This window comes from Candidatus Defluviibacterium haderslevense (genome assembly GCA_016712225.1).
In the GTDB taxonomy this organism is placed as follows: Bacteria; Bacteroidota; Bacteroidia; order Chitinophagales; family Saprospiraceae; genus Vicinibacter; species Vicinibacter haderslevensis.
Genome location: JADJRL010000003.1, coordinates 2450780 through 2465077 on the forward strand (window position 1 = coordinate 2450780; position 14298 = coordinate 2465077).

11 protein-coding genes are annotated in these 14298 nt (G+C 33.6%); 9 read left to right on the forward strand and 2 right to left on the reverse strand.

Annotated elements, in window-relative coordinates:
* Window positions 1-339: 339 nt before the first annotated feature.
* The 9 genes from IPK88_09695 (at window position 340) to IPK88_09735 (ending at window position 10126) form a co-directional block, all read left to right on the forward strand.
* Window positions 340-1371 carry a rod shape-determining protein gene (locus IPK88_09695; GenBank protein ID MBK8243685.1) on the forward strand — a complete coding sequence of 344 codons (1032 nt, stop codon included), beginning with the start codon at window positions 340-342 and terminating at the stop codon, window positions 1369-1371.
* A gap of 77 nt (window positions 1372-1448) precedes the next feature.
* On the forward strand, window positions 1449-2291 hold the full coding sequence (gene mreC, locus IPK88_09700; GenBank protein MBK8243686.1) for a rod shape-determining protein MreC: 843 nt from the start codon (window positions 1449-1451) through the stop codon (window positions 2289-2291).
* Window positions 2284-2805 carry a hypothetical protein gene (locus tag IPK88_09705; protein MBK8243687.1) on the forward strand — a complete coding sequence of 174 codons (522 nt, stop codon included), beginning with the start codon at window positions 2284-2286 and terminating at the stop codon, window positions 2803-2805. The genes mreC and IPK88_09705 overlap by 8 nt, the downstream gene beginning before the upstream one ends.
* Window positions 2806-2808: 3 nt before the next feature.
* Complete coding sequence (locus IPK88_09710; protein ID MBK8243688.1) at window positions 2809-4656, forward strand: penicillin-binding protein 2; 1848 nt, start codon at window positions 2809-2811, stop codon at window positions 4654-4656.
* A complete protein-coding gene (locus tag IPK88_09715) occupies window positions 4653-5144 on the forward strand; it encodes a dihydrofolate reductase (GenBank protein ID MBK8243689.1) in 492 nt (163 codons plus the stop codon). The genes IPK88_09710 and IPK88_09715 overlap by 4 nt, the downstream gene beginning before the upstream one ends.
* On the forward strand, window positions 5144-6424 hold the full coding sequence (locus tag IPK88_09720) for a DUF2851 family protein (protein MBK8243690.1): 1281 nt from the start codon (window positions 5144-5146) through the stop codon (window positions 6422-6424). The genes IPK88_09715 and IPK88_09720 overlap by 1 nt, the downstream gene beginning before the upstream one ends.
* 245 nt (window positions 6425-6669) lie before the next feature.
* Window positions 6670-7350, forward strand: a complete 681-nt coding sequence (locus IPK88_09725; GenBank protein ID MBK8243691.1) for an outer membrane beta-barrel protein — start codon at window positions 6670-6672, stop codon at window positions 7348-7350.
* Window positions 7351-7372: 22 nt separating this feature from the next.
* Window positions 7373-8428: a tetraacyldisaccharide 4'-kinase gene (gene lpxK / locus IPK88_09730; GenBank protein MBK8243692.1), complete on the forward strand. Its 1056-nt coding sequence runs from the start codon at window positions 7373-7375 to the stop codon at window positions 8426-8428.
* Between the two features lie 3 nt (window positions 8429-8431).
* A complete protein-coding gene (locus IPK88_09735) occupies window positions 8432-10126 on the forward strand; it encodes a hypothetical protein (protein MBK8243693.1) in 1695 nt (564 codons plus the stop codon).
* On the opposite strand, the gene murA is transcribed toward IPK88_09735, so the two are convergent.
* Together murA and IPK88_09745 are read right to left on the reverse strand one after the other, a co-directional pair.
* Window positions 10127-11440: a UDP-N-acetylglucosamine 1-carboxyvinyltransferase gene (gene murA / locus IPK88_09740; GenBank protein ID MBK8243694.1), complete on the reverse strand. Its 1314-nt coding sequence runs from the start codon at window positions 11438-11440 to the stop codon at window positions 10127-10129.
* A gap of 189 nt (window positions 11441-11629) precedes the next feature.
* On the reverse strand, window positions 11630-14221 hold the full coding sequence (locus tag IPK88_09745) for a DNA gyrase/topoisomerase IV subunit A (GenBank protein MBK8243695.1): 2592 nt from the start codon (window positions 14219-14221) through the stop codon (window positions 11630-11632).
* Window positions 14222-14298 lie beyond the last annotated feature (77 nt).

Consider the following 14298-nt stretch of genomic DNA (forward strand, 5'->3'; position numbering starts at 1 on the left):
GCATTAAGAATTAGTTTTAAATTGAAGATGGATTATATGTTTCGAATGGTGTATTACGGCAGGGCCAAATGTACCAGTGAAGTACTTAAAATTGAAGTTAATATAACAGATTATTAATTACTTATATATTCTGTAAATTATTTATATCATTTCAAAAAGTAAGTTGTTTTCCCGAATTTTCAGTTAAAGAGCTGTGATTCTATAATTACTTTATAAGTCCAACCTTACTCATTAATTCAATTTAATAATGTATTTTTGTGTCTCTTCCCTTGAATTTCGTTCAAAATGATCCTTTTGGATTGGTTTTTGTTTTTAAACACTTGAATTTCAGTAAAAATAATGAAACTTTTTAACCTTTTTATGCAGGAATTGGCTGTTGACTTAGGCACAGCTAATACGTTAATAATGCAAGATGACAAAGTTGTCGTGGATGAACCTTCTATCGTAGCTATCAATAAGAAAACGGGTGAAATTATCGCCGTGGGTAACAAAGCCATGCAAATGCATGAAAAAACACACAAAAATATTGATACCATCAGACCGTTGAAAGACGGTGTTATCGCTGATTTTCAAGCGGCCGAAAGCATGATTCAAGGGATGATTAATATGATTGGGAACAAACGACGGTTTTTTACCCATCTTAGAATGGTGATTTGTATTCCTTCAGGAATTACCGAAGTTGAGAAAAGAGCTGTTTTCGATTCAGCCGATCACGTTGATTCTAAGGAGACCTATTTGATCCATGAACCCATGGCAGCCGCTTTAGGTATTGGATTGGATGTCGAAGAGCCTATCGGGAATATGGTTATTGATATCGGAGGCGGAACTACTGAAATCGCAGTTATCGCATTATCAGGAATTGTGTGTGATCAATCCATTCGTGTCGCCGGAGATGAATTCACTGAGGATATTATCGATTATATCAGAAGAGAACATAATATGTTGATTGGCGAAAGAACTGCCGAAAAAATTAAGTTGAATGTTGGTGCCGCAACCAAAAATTTAACCAATCCTCCGGAACCTTACGCAGTTAATGGCCGTGATCTTATGACAGGAATTCCTCGACAGATTATCATACGGTATGAAGAAACAGCTGAAGCATTAGATAAATCCATTATGAAAATCGAAGAAGCCGTCTTAAAAGCGCTTGAAATTACACCACCGGAGTTATCAGCTGATATTTATAGGACAGGCTTGTATTTAACAGGAGGAGGAGCTTTACTTAAAGGATTAGATAAGCGATTATCTATTAAGACTAAGTTGCCCGTGCTGGTTGCAGATGATCCACTTAGAGCGGTAGTTCGAGGTACAGGGATCGCATTAAAAAACACAGATCGTTTTTCTTTTTTAATTGATCGAAAAAGCTTGTAATAAACCCTGAACTCTATGAATAGAGTTGCTTTTAAAGTTGAACTCATCTCTAAATCCTAAATTGTTAGTTTGATCCTATGCTTAATGCACTTCGCATATTAATTAAAAATGGATCTGTGCTGTTGTTTATTCTATTGCAGTTGTTATGTTTTTATTGGATTGTAAAATACAATCAGAATCAAAGTAAAATATATTTCTATTCTAAACAATTAATAGCTTCTAATATATTAGACAGATATAATAATTTTAAAACATACATTCATCTTAAAGAATTATCTGATAGTCTAGCAGCTGAAAATGCCATTTTATTAACCAAGTCGTTTAATAGAATTCCGGTATATTCGAAGGATAGTTTGACTATAGATTCTAGCCAATCCAATTTGTTTTATTCTTCTTATAATGTAGTCCCGGCAAGAGTAATTAATAATTCAATCAGTAAAAGAAATAACACCATAACTTTAGATAAAGGTGGTGCAGCAGGAATTTCTCCGGGCATGGGTGTAGTTACCAATAAAGGTATAGTGGGAATAATAATTGATACCTCAGCTCATTTTTCTCTGGTCATGTCCGTACTTCACAGTAACTCAAGAATTAGTTCTCGTTTAAGCAGATGTGGTTTTTTCGGTTCATTGATTTGGACAAGTAGAGATCCATCGGTTTTAAACTTGGCAGATATCCAGAAATATGCTGATGTCAAACTAGGAGATTCTATAGTTACTAGCGGATATAGTATCATTTTTCCTGAAAATTTGTTGATCGGATTTGTGGATGCCTATAAAGTAGAAGCAGGATCTTTTACGTATACGATTAATGTTAAATTAAGTCAACCATTGTCATCTATTGATCGGGTATATATCATTGGTAATAAATTGAAGGGAGAAAAAGAATTTTTAGAAAGTCAATCAGAAAAATATGAATAGTATTTGGGTTGTACACATTATTCGATTTATTTTGTTATTGGCATTTCAAGTGCTTATTCTTAAAGGTATCAACCTTTCGGAATCACAAATTCAATATGTCACCATTATTGTGTATCCTGTTGCAGTTTTGTTATTGCCGATTGCATTACCGCAGTTTTTTATTTTAGTCATATCGTTCTGTTCTGGAATTTTTGTAGATTTATTTTATGGGACTATAGGTGTTCATGCATCGGCATGCCTATGGATGGCTTCAGTTAGACCCATCGTTTTAAAGTATTTAGAACCCAAATCCGGTTACTCTGTAGACCAAAATCCAAATTCTTACAATCTTGGAATCTTTTGGTTTTTGCAATATGCATCCTTGTTAATAGGTGTGTACATTTTTTGTTACTTTATTTTAGAAGTATTTACATTTGTATATTTTGGTGAAATTTTAATAAAGACACTATTGAGTTTTGTTGTGTCCATTTTTATTATTTTTATTATGCAAATTTTGATTAATTCAAAAAATTAGTGAATGAGTCAAGATGATAAAAAAATTAGGTTTAATATCATCAGAGTCGTAGTGATTCTAATGGCGGTCATGCTTATTGGAACACTAGCCAAATTTCAATTGTTAGATCCATTTTATGCTAATAAAGCAAATGTCACAACACTTAATCAAAATATTATTTTTCCGGCTAGAGGATTGTTTTATGACCGAAATGGAAAACTATTGGTTATTAATTATCCGGCCTATGATTTATATGTTACTTATAAAAATATCAATAAGAATATTGATACTGCACACTTTTGTTCATTATTGGGGATAACAAAAGAGATCTTCATAGAGAATCTTAATAAAGATTGGCATATGGGCAAATATTCGAAATCTATTCCATTTGTTTTTCTAAAAAATATTGATTCAAGAACATTCCTGGCATTTCAAGAGAATTTGTTTAGATTTTCTGGATTTTTTCCGGTATTGCGCTCCGTGCGTGAATATCCAGAATCCAATGGAGCACATTATCTTGGATACATCAGTGAAACTACACCACAGCAAATTTCTAATTCGGAAGGTGCGTACAAATTAGGTGATTACATAGGTGCTTCAGGATTGGAAAAACGTTATGAAGATTATATACGCGGTGAAAAGGGTGTGAAATTTATTTTAAAGGATAATTTGGGTCGCGAGGTTGGACCGTATGATAATGGAAGATTGGATAAAGATGCTCGTTCAGGTTTGGATATGATGATTGGTATAGATCTCGAACTTCAGAAGTATGGTGAAAAATTAATGAAAAATAAAGTTGGAAGTATCGTTGCCATTGAGCCAAATACTGGGGAAATTCTTGCGTTGGTTTCTTCTCCTAATTATGATCCGAATTTATTATCCTTTAATAGAAATAGAGGTAGGGATTACGCCATTTTATTGCGAGACTCGTTAAAACCCCTTTTCGATAGATCGGCATCAGCAATTTATCCTCCTGGTTCCATATTCAAACCAATCTTAGCCCTGATTGCCATGCAAGAAGGTACCATGAATGAAAACACTTCTCATGAATGTAATGGTGCATATTTTTATAAAACAGTCCGATATGGGTGCCATAATCACCCTAAACCTTACAATATAAAAGTCGCGCTCCAACATTCATGTAATTCTTATTTTATTGAAACGTTTAGGGATTTAATTGAAATTCATGGATTCAATAAAGCAAAAAGTGGATTGGATATTTTAGATCGATACTTAGATAAATTTGGTTTAGGTAAACCCCTCTATTCAGATGTGGCAACAGAGAAAGGTGGATTTATTCCTACCTCAGATTATTATTCCAGATTATATAAGACAGATCAGTGGAGATCTACTTATATTATTTCCGTTGGAATTGGTCAGGGTGAATTGCAGTTGACAACAATTCAAATGGCGAATTTAGCAGCAATCATTGCGAATCGGGGATATTTTTATACACCGCATTTGATTCGAAAATTTAATACAGAACAAGTAGAAATTCCTGAGAAATTCAGAATTAAAAATGAAGTCCCCATTGATAAAAAATATTTTGAACCCGTTATTGATGGAATGGAATTAGCAGTTAATTCAGGTACTGCAACATTGGCCTTCAATCCTGAAATTCAGATTTGTGGAAAGACCGGAACTTCTCAGAATCCTCATGGCGATGATCACTCTGTTTTTTTTGCTTTCGCTCCTAAAGTGAATCCAAAAATTGCTTTGGCTGTCTATGTCGAAAATGCAGGTTGGGGTGGACTTATTGCTGCTCCCATAGCCTCTTTAATGATTGAGAAATACTTGCAGGATACCGTGAAACGCAAGGACCTTGAAGAGAAAATGTTGAAAAAAGATTTAATACATAAACAAAAGTCATGATCATATCTGCAATAGTTGCAATGAATGCTGAAGGTATTATTGGATTGAATAATCAAATTCCATGGCACCTATCTTCTGATCTGAAATTTTTTAAAAAGACAACAACGGGACACCATATTCTAATGGGGAGAAAATGCTATGAGAGCATAGGCATGCCTTTGCCCAATAGAACGAATATTGTAATAACTCGTGATCCCTATTTTATTATTTCCAATTGTCTAATCGCTCACTCCATAGAAGAAGGAATTTCAATCGCAAAATCAAATCAAGAAACAGAATTATTCATAATTGGTGGTGGAGAAATATACAATCAGTCCATGTATTTATGTGATCAATTGTATGTTACATTAGTAGATTATAACGGAAGGGGTGATGTATATTTTCCAAAAATAGATCTCAATGAATGGAAATTAGTCTATGAAGAAAACCATTTGGCAAGTGACAAAAATCCATATCAACATAAATTTCAATGGTATAATCGCAAATGATGAAGGAAGATTTTTTGCAATATATTTGGCGAACCAAAAGATTGACGAGTCAGGTTTTATCAGCAACAAATGGTTCCCAAATTGAAGTTCTTAAACCAGGTCATTATAATACGGATCAAGGTCCTGATTTTTTATTTGCTCAATTAAATATTGATGATGTCATTTGGGTTGGAAATATTGAAATTCATGTTAACTCATCTGATTGGAATAAACATCAACATTCAGATGATCCAAATTACAAAAATATTATTTTACATATAGTCTGGAATCATGATGTAGATATATTAGTAAATGATCAACCATTATTGACTTTAGAAATGAAGCATTATGTATTAAATACAGATTTGGAGCGGTATCATCTATTGAAGGATAGTCAGTTTCATATTCCTTGCCATTTATTTTTTAATCAAGTACCGAATCATGTTAAAATAAGTCAATTGGATAAATTGGTGGTGGAACGATTGGAATCTAAAACAAATCGAATCAAAGATCTTTTAGCTACAAATGAACAGGATTGGGAAGCTGTGTTTTATAATTATTTTTGTCAGTATTTAGTCACTCCGGTAAATACGGAAGCCATGTCAAGACTCAATCAATTGGTGCCTTGGAATTTAGTCTATAAACTGAATGAATTGGAATTGGAGGCAGCATTATTTGGAACAGCCGGTATGATTCCGGATATTCACCAATCAGATTATGTAACTCAGATTTATAATCAATTCAATCATTTAGTTACCAAATATAAACTCAAGAAAATGAACTCGAATAGCTGGCTTTTCTTGAGATTGCGTCCTGCTCATTTTCCCAGTTTGCGATTAGCCCAGATAGCTCGTTTTTTCAGTTCAATCCAAAGGCCTTTCGCAATGATTTTGGAGTTTAAATCTTTAAATCAGGTACGTGAATTTTTAGATACAACGCCTTCAACGTATTGGCAGGAACATTATTTATTTGATAAAATATCTCCCTCAAGTAATGGACATCGTTTAGGAAAACAAACTAAAGATATTTTGATCATTAATGTTATCTGTCCGTTGCTATATGTTTATGGGCAAACCGTTTTATCAAATGATTTATGCACCAAAGCATTATCGTGGTTAGACCAAGTTGGCGCAGAGAAAAACAAATATACTAATGATTGGAAATTAATGGGTTTAAAGGCTGTTAGCGCTGCTCAAAGTCAGGCCATGTTGCAGTTATCTAAGCATTATTGCGAACAGACAAAATGCCTCGAGTGCCAAATAGGTCATTACATAATGTCAAACCCTACTACTATAAAGTAGATTTTACATAATAATTCCTTCCAATGATTATCAATAGTGTTATTGTAAATTTTCTATCCTATTTTATCATTATGATTTATATTGCCAGGTGTTGCACTAGTACTTAATTACAATATGTTTAAGAGTAATGTTCGATGATAACAAAATTATCTTTGGCCGTTGAGCTATTTTGTTTTTCACTTTGGTATTAAATAAATTCTTCATATATTTGCATACGGTCTAGTTTAACCTTAAAAGCGATAATTATGAAAATCTACATTAATTTATTTTTGATTTGGAACTTAATATTGATTTCAACTTTAGTCAATGGTCAACGTAAAGGTGTTTTTGTTGGAGTGAATTATGCGGTTAATAATGTACATATCTTAAATAAGAATGATCGAGATGAAGGCGGTTTGTTGGATTTTCAAACTACTTTTAAGTCTGCTTTTGGTATTAATTTTGGTTACCAAATTTCTTCTGCATGGGGAGTTCAATCTGGTATTTTGTTTTCCGGACAAGGTCAGGAGTACAGCACCGCTGGAATTCAAATTGCGGATTATAATACTTCGCTTAAATATATCAAAATTCCACTTTTATTAAAATGGAATTCCAATCAGGAAAAATTAATTTCCTTCACTGCTCAAGTTGGATTCCAGTCAAGTATTTTAACATCTGCTACTTCTTCAAGAGAGCGAGTTTTTTATTTTTTTAAAGCAACAAGTGAAGATGTAGAAAATTATTATGCTAAACATAATTTGGATTTAGTTGTTGGTCCTGGATTGCAATTGAATTTAGGTCATCTAACCTTAATTGGAATTTTTAGAATGGATATTTCTATGACTGATATTGAGGCTAAATCTAAAAAACCAGGAGATCGCAATAATGCAGCTAATTTAAGTTTTGGATTGCCTCAATTGAGTTTAAATTATTCTTTTGGTCATTAAACCTATTAATATTATTTTTTAATTGAATAAAGTTACTGCATTTTTCTTAGCCCCTTTTTCATTCCTATACGGTATAGGTGTTAGTTTTTATCAAAGTCTTTTTCAATCCGGTTTATTAAAATCCATTAAATTTAATATTCCGGTCATTAGTATTGGAAATTTATCTGTTGGTGGCACTGGGAAGTCTCCCCATATTGAGTATCTCATTAGATTGCTTGAAGCTTATATGCCAGTAGGTGTGTTAAGCAGAGGATATAAAAGAAAAACAGTGGGACATATACTGCTTAACCTTTCACATACTGTAGAAGATGTTGGTGATGAACCTGTGCAGATTAAAAGAAAATTTCCGCATGTTCCTTTCGCTGTAAATAAAAATAGATCTACTGGAATACCTAAATTATTGAGTCAACATCCTGAAATAAAAGTCATTTTGTTGGATGATGCTTTTCAGCATTTAGAAGTTACTCCTTCATTAAGTATTTTATTAACAGAATACGCACACCCTTATTCTGAAGATTATCTTTTACCGGGTGGACGACTTAGAGAATGGCGCTATGGAGCTCGTCGTGCAGATATAGTCATTGTGACCAAATGTCCTCATAGTCCAACTCCGGACGAAGAATTCATTTGGAGAAAAAAATTACGTTTGCAAGAACGCCAGCAACTTTTTTTTACCGGTATAAAATATTTGCAGCCATACAATATTTTTAACCGGGAGCAAGTGTATTTGCTCAATCCTTCATTGCATATTTTTCTGATTAGCGCCATTGCTCAATCTGATTATTTAACCGATTTTATTAGACCGCAGGTGGGTGCATTAACAGAATTTATTTATGAGGATCATCATTACTTTGATGAAGTGGAATTAAATGTAATTATTCAAAAGTATTTGGCCATTTCACATTCTAATAAAATGATATTGACTACTGAGAAAGACGCCACCAGATTAATGCTCCATTCCAGTTTATTTGAAAAACATCAAATAGTTATTTATGCTATGCCAATAGAAATTGAATGTTTTAATAAGATTCGCTTTGATTCATGGATCAAAAACAATTTATTGGCCTTTAAAGTATAATGCATGAAGAAGTTATGGCTTTTGGGTTTATTTATTTGTAGTCATTGGATTATTGCACAAGATAATCTTATACATTTAAATGAATACTACCATTCCATACTTTCGAGTGAAGAAATATCGAATGGATATTTATGGAAACATCACACAAGTATCAGACCAATGTATCAGGACGTACTCCTTAAAGACATACTCAATGATTCAACAAAAAGATCGCCTTTGGGCTCAAATCAGATTGGCATTAGGTATTTAATTAAAGAAAATGCAAATTATATTGTTTATCACTCGGATTCAAATCCTAACGATATAAATTATAACAATAAAAGAACATCATTGCTCAAATATATTTATCCTGTACCAGCCTATTTTATAGCCTACCATGGAAAGTCTGGATATTTTAATATCAACCCATTATTAGATTTGAAATGGGGATTTGAAAAAGATCGAGCGGATCCTTTATTGATGAATCGCAGAGGAATTCGAATTCAGGGAGGTATTGATAATAAGGTCTTTTTTACAACTGAACTTATTGAATCTCAATCCACCTTTTTATCTTATGTCAATGATTATGTTGAGGAACAAAGAACCCTGCCCGGTGCTGGATTTCTTAAACCATATAAAAGTAAATTATTTGGAATCCAACATGGATACGATTATTTAATTGCAGAGGCTGATATTCATTTTAAAGCATCTAAACATATAGATATCAGTTTTGGTCATGGTCGCCAATTTATTGGTTCAGGTGAACGCAGCTTATTTTTATCTGATTTTTCTGCACCACACTTTTATCTTAAGTTGCTTACAACTATTGGTCGGGTCAATTATTTAAATTGTTTTAGTGAATTGACTTCGGAGAGCAAATATTTTGATGATGCGGATCGACTGCTAAGTAAGAAATATTTAGCTGCACATTATTTGAGTTACAATGTGACCAAAAAGTGGAATGTAGGTTTATTTGAATCCATCGTATTTTCAAGAAAAAAGAATTTTGAATTTCAATATCTGAACCCCATTATTTTATATAGATCTGTCGAACAAGCAGTAGGGAGTCCGGATAATGTTATGATAGGCTTACATTCTAATTTAGATCTTTTTAAATCTATTCGATTGTACGGACAAATCATTTTAGATGAATTCGTATTAAAGCAAGTGATCATAGATAATCAAGGTTGGTGGGCAAATAAATATGGTATACAATTAGGTTTTAAATATGTAAATGTAGCATCCATTAAAAATTTAAATCTTTTAACAGAATTAAATCTGGTCAGACCATATACTTATTCATTTAGAGATAGTACGGCTAATTATGCTCACAATCACCAGGCACTGGCTCATCCACTGGGTTCTAATTTTAAAGAATGGGTGATCAAATTGGATTACCGACTTGGAAAAAGATGGTTTTTGCAATCCAGGAATTTTATTTCTACAAAAGGATTAGATACCTTAGAAAATAATTTTGGAGGTAATATTTTAAAACCAAATATTAGCCATAATGCTGATTTTAATAATGTAATTGGCCAAGGAGAAATGCGATTTTTAACGCATTTAGAGTTGAATATTTCTTACGCATTATGGCATAACATATGGTTGGATATAGATGGCGGTATACGCAATACTAAACTGAATAAAGAACCTTCATTAACTTATTGGTTCCAGGGTGGCGTAAGAATGAATTTAGATCGTAAACGAATGGATTTTTAATTACTGACGCTCTATTCTTGCTCCGATGGCATTTAACCGTTCATCAATACGTTCATAGCCACGATCGATTTGGTGAATGGAGTTAATAATACTTGTACCGGTCGCTGAAAGCGCGGCAATGAGTAAAGCAACTCCCGCACGAATATCTGGAGAAGTCATTTCGATACCGCGTAATGGATATTTGCGATTTAATCCATTAACTGCTGCGCGATGTGGATCACAAAGTATAATTTGTGCACCCATATCTATTAACTTATCGACAAAAAATAATCGGGATTCAAACATTTTCTGATGAATAAGAACATTGCCTTTAGCCTGTATAGCTAATACTAAAATAACACTCATTAAATCAGGCGTAAACCCTGGCCATGGAGCATCATATATGGTCATGATAGATCCATCCATGAAACTTTGAATTTCATATTCTTCTTGTGCAGGAACAATAATATCATCTTGTTCAAATATCAATTTCACACCCATACGCTCAAAAACAAAAGGAATAATTCCCAGCTGATCGACACGGGCATTCTTAATTCGAAGATCAGATTGTGTCATGGCTGCTAAACTGATAAAACTTCCAATCTCAATCATATCAGGAAGTAGGGTATGTGTAGTTCCCGAAAGTTTTTCTACACCTTCTATGAGAAGTAAATTTGATCCTATCCCTGATATTTTCGCACCCATACGATTGAGCATATTACACAATTGTTGAAGGTAGGGTTCACATGCTGCATTGTACAATTGTGTAGTTCCCTTAGCCAAGACTGCGGCCATTACCACATTTGCTGTTCCGGTAACAGAAATTTCATCCATGAGGATATATGCTCCGGTCAATTTATCAGCTTGAATATTAAATTGATTGGTGTCATCATCATAATCAAAGGAGGCACCCAATTTTTGTAGTCCAAGAAAATGAGTATCTAATCGTCTGCGACCTATTTTATCGCCTCCTGGTTTTGGAAGTACAGCTTTTTTATATCTGGCTAACAGTGGAGCTAATAACATAACTGAGCCCCTTATTTTTCTCGCATTGGATTGAAATTCGCGAGTTCCAAAATAATCCAAATCGACATCCTTCGCACAAAAAGTATAACTGTGACTTGAATGTTTTGTTACTTTAATACCAAGGCCCTGAAGCAATTCAATCAAATGCCTGATATCAAGAATATCTGGTAAATTATGAATGTGTACTTCCTCTTCTGTTAGTAGCGTAGCACATAATATTTGTAAGGCCTCATTTTTTGCACCTTGAGGTGTTAATTCGCCTTTTAATTGGTTGCCTCCTGTAACGATAAAACGATCTGATTGATTCATCTATAATTTTTAATTTTTTATTCGTTTATCAAATTTAAAAAATGTTAAAAACAATTCATTGAAGTTTTTGAATGGATCAAAAATTTAAATGGATTCATTTTTTAATCTAATGAATTCATAACAACAAATCCATTTATAAATTCAATGCTATAAACAGCTGTTTTTTATTATAAAATTCAATATTTTTTTCTAATCAAAATCTAAAGTTTCTCCCGGTTTATAGGTTTTTTTAGACTCTGTAGGTTTACTTACCATGGTTTTAGATTGATCTACAACTTTAATTAGTGGTACATCTTCTATTTTATTGCCAATGGCTTTCCAACCTTTTACATCCACAAATTCACGTAAGGTTAATATTTCATCAAAGCGTTCATTTTTACGTTTGTATGAGAATAACACTTCTGGATTGGCATGAGTGGAAACAAAATATAATTTGGAGTCCTTATGTTCAGATATAAAATTGAATTTGGTTCCGAAGGAAGTCGTTTCGATCTTGAAACGTTTAGCCATAGCCCATTTTTTATCACCTTCAAAGTAAATGACAGAAAGTATGGTGTTGGGATTGAACTTTTCGATTAAGATCAAATCTTCATAAGCATATCGGTTGTTCAGATCGTATTCTGTGATTTCGTAAGTACCGTTTTTATAACAGCTGAGGATTTGATCTCCTTTGTTCAATCCACCTATTAATTTACCGCGTTCTTCGGTATTAAGACGTCCTGTGTTTTCATCATACCATATGGATTGGGATCCCAGAGTCGAAAGCCCTTTTTCTTTTAATGTAATTTTGCGAACGGGATATTTAGTAATAATATTACCTAGTGAACTTCTTCCTTTGATTTCTATGGATGCAAAATCAAAATCAAATTGTTTGATTTTAGCGGAACATCCTGTAGTCAATTGTATGGTAATTTTTTCAGCTTCACCATCTGGATTGACTGAAAAATAAAGTACCTTGGATTTGGGATGGCCTTTGGATAATTCATATTCTTTATCTCTGGTAATGGCCGTTACATTGAATCGTTTAGCCATAGCACGCCCGGTTTCACCATCTAGGTAAACTACATTATAAGTAGTACGTTCATCATTTTTTTTCCAGACATCTACATGAATAATATCCTTGCCTACAAATGTTTTTTCAGCAATTCTGCTCACCACAAATTTGGAATCATTTCTAAAAACGATGATGTCATCAATGTCGGAACATTCTTTTACAAATTCATCTTTCTTCAAACCATTACCAATAAATCCATCTACTCTGTTTACATACAATTTCGAATTATTAGCAACCACCTGGGTGGCCTGTATGGATTCGAATTCCAGAATGCGCGTTTTTCGTTCGCGTCCTTTTCCATATTTTGTTAGCAGGCGTTCGAAATATGCAATTGCAAATTCAATGATATGATCTAAATCATGTTGAACTTGTTTGATATCAGATTCTAGATTTTTTAATTGTTCATCCGTTTGAAATTTATTATATTTTGAAATCCGTTTAATCCGAATTTCAGTTAGATGCGTGATGTCTTCTAATGTTATTTCACGATTTAATCGAGCTCTTTTATCAGCACCTTTTATGTTCATAGAAGGCGTGATAATGTATTTTTTTAAACCGGAATCGATAGCGCTCACCACTTGTTCCCAATTGGTACATTCTTCTATGTCGCGATAGATTCTTTGTTCGATAAATATTTTTTCAAGTGAAGTTAGATGCCATTTTTCAAGAAGTTCGTCTTTTTTTATTTGAAGTTCTTGTTGTAATAAATCTCTAGTGTGTTCAGTTGAAATTCGTAATATTTCTTGTACATTAAGAAATAGGGGTTTGTCCTTTACAATGACGCACGCATTTGGAGATATAGATACCTCACAACTGGTAAAAGCATACAATGCATCAATACTAACTTCCGGTGAAACTCCGGGCTGTAATTCTATCCTAATCTCAACGTCTTTAGCTGTATTATCAGATACCTGTTTAATTTTAATTTTTCCTTTTTCAGCTGCCTTGACGATAGAATCAATGAGTGTCGTTGTGGTAACTGAAAAAGGTAGTTCGCGGATAACCAACCATTTTTTATCTTCCACTTCTATTTTAGCCCGGATTTTTACTTTGCCACCGCGATGACCTTGTTGGTATTCTGATACATTTATGGATCCTCCCGTTTCAAAGTCTGGATAAATTTCAATTTTTTTACCTTTAAGCAATTGAATAGAGGCCTTTATGAGTTCAATAAAATTGTGGGGAAGAATTTTTGTAGAGAGACCTACTGCAATACCTTCTACACCCTGGGCCAGAAGCAACGGAAATTTCATAGGAAGGGCCTCAGGTTCTTTATTGCGTCCATCGTAAGATAATTGCCATTCCGTAGTTTGAGGGTTGAAGGCAACATCTAAGGCGAACTTCGTTAACCGAGCTTCTATATATCTCGGAGCTGCTGCAGAGTCACCTGTTCGGTAATCGCCCCAGTTTCCCTGGCAATCTATCATGAGTTCTTTTTGACCCAGATTAACCATAGCTTCTCCAATGGCTGCATCGCCATGTGGATGGAATTGCATTGTGTGTCCAATCAGGTTGGCCACTTTATGATACCTGCCATCCTCTTTTTCGTACATACTGTGTAAAATCCTTCTCTGCACGGGCTTTAGTCCATCTTCAATAGCTGGAACAGCACGTTCCAATATGACATAAGATGCATAATCTAAAAAATAGTCTTCATACATTCCATCGACAGTGATGATATGTTCATCCTTGTCTTTAAATTCTATAGGGTTTGAGTTTTCGTCCATAATTCTAATATTGTGGGCAAAATTACCCATTTAATTTAACATATTATAAATTAATTATATATAATATCCAATGTTAA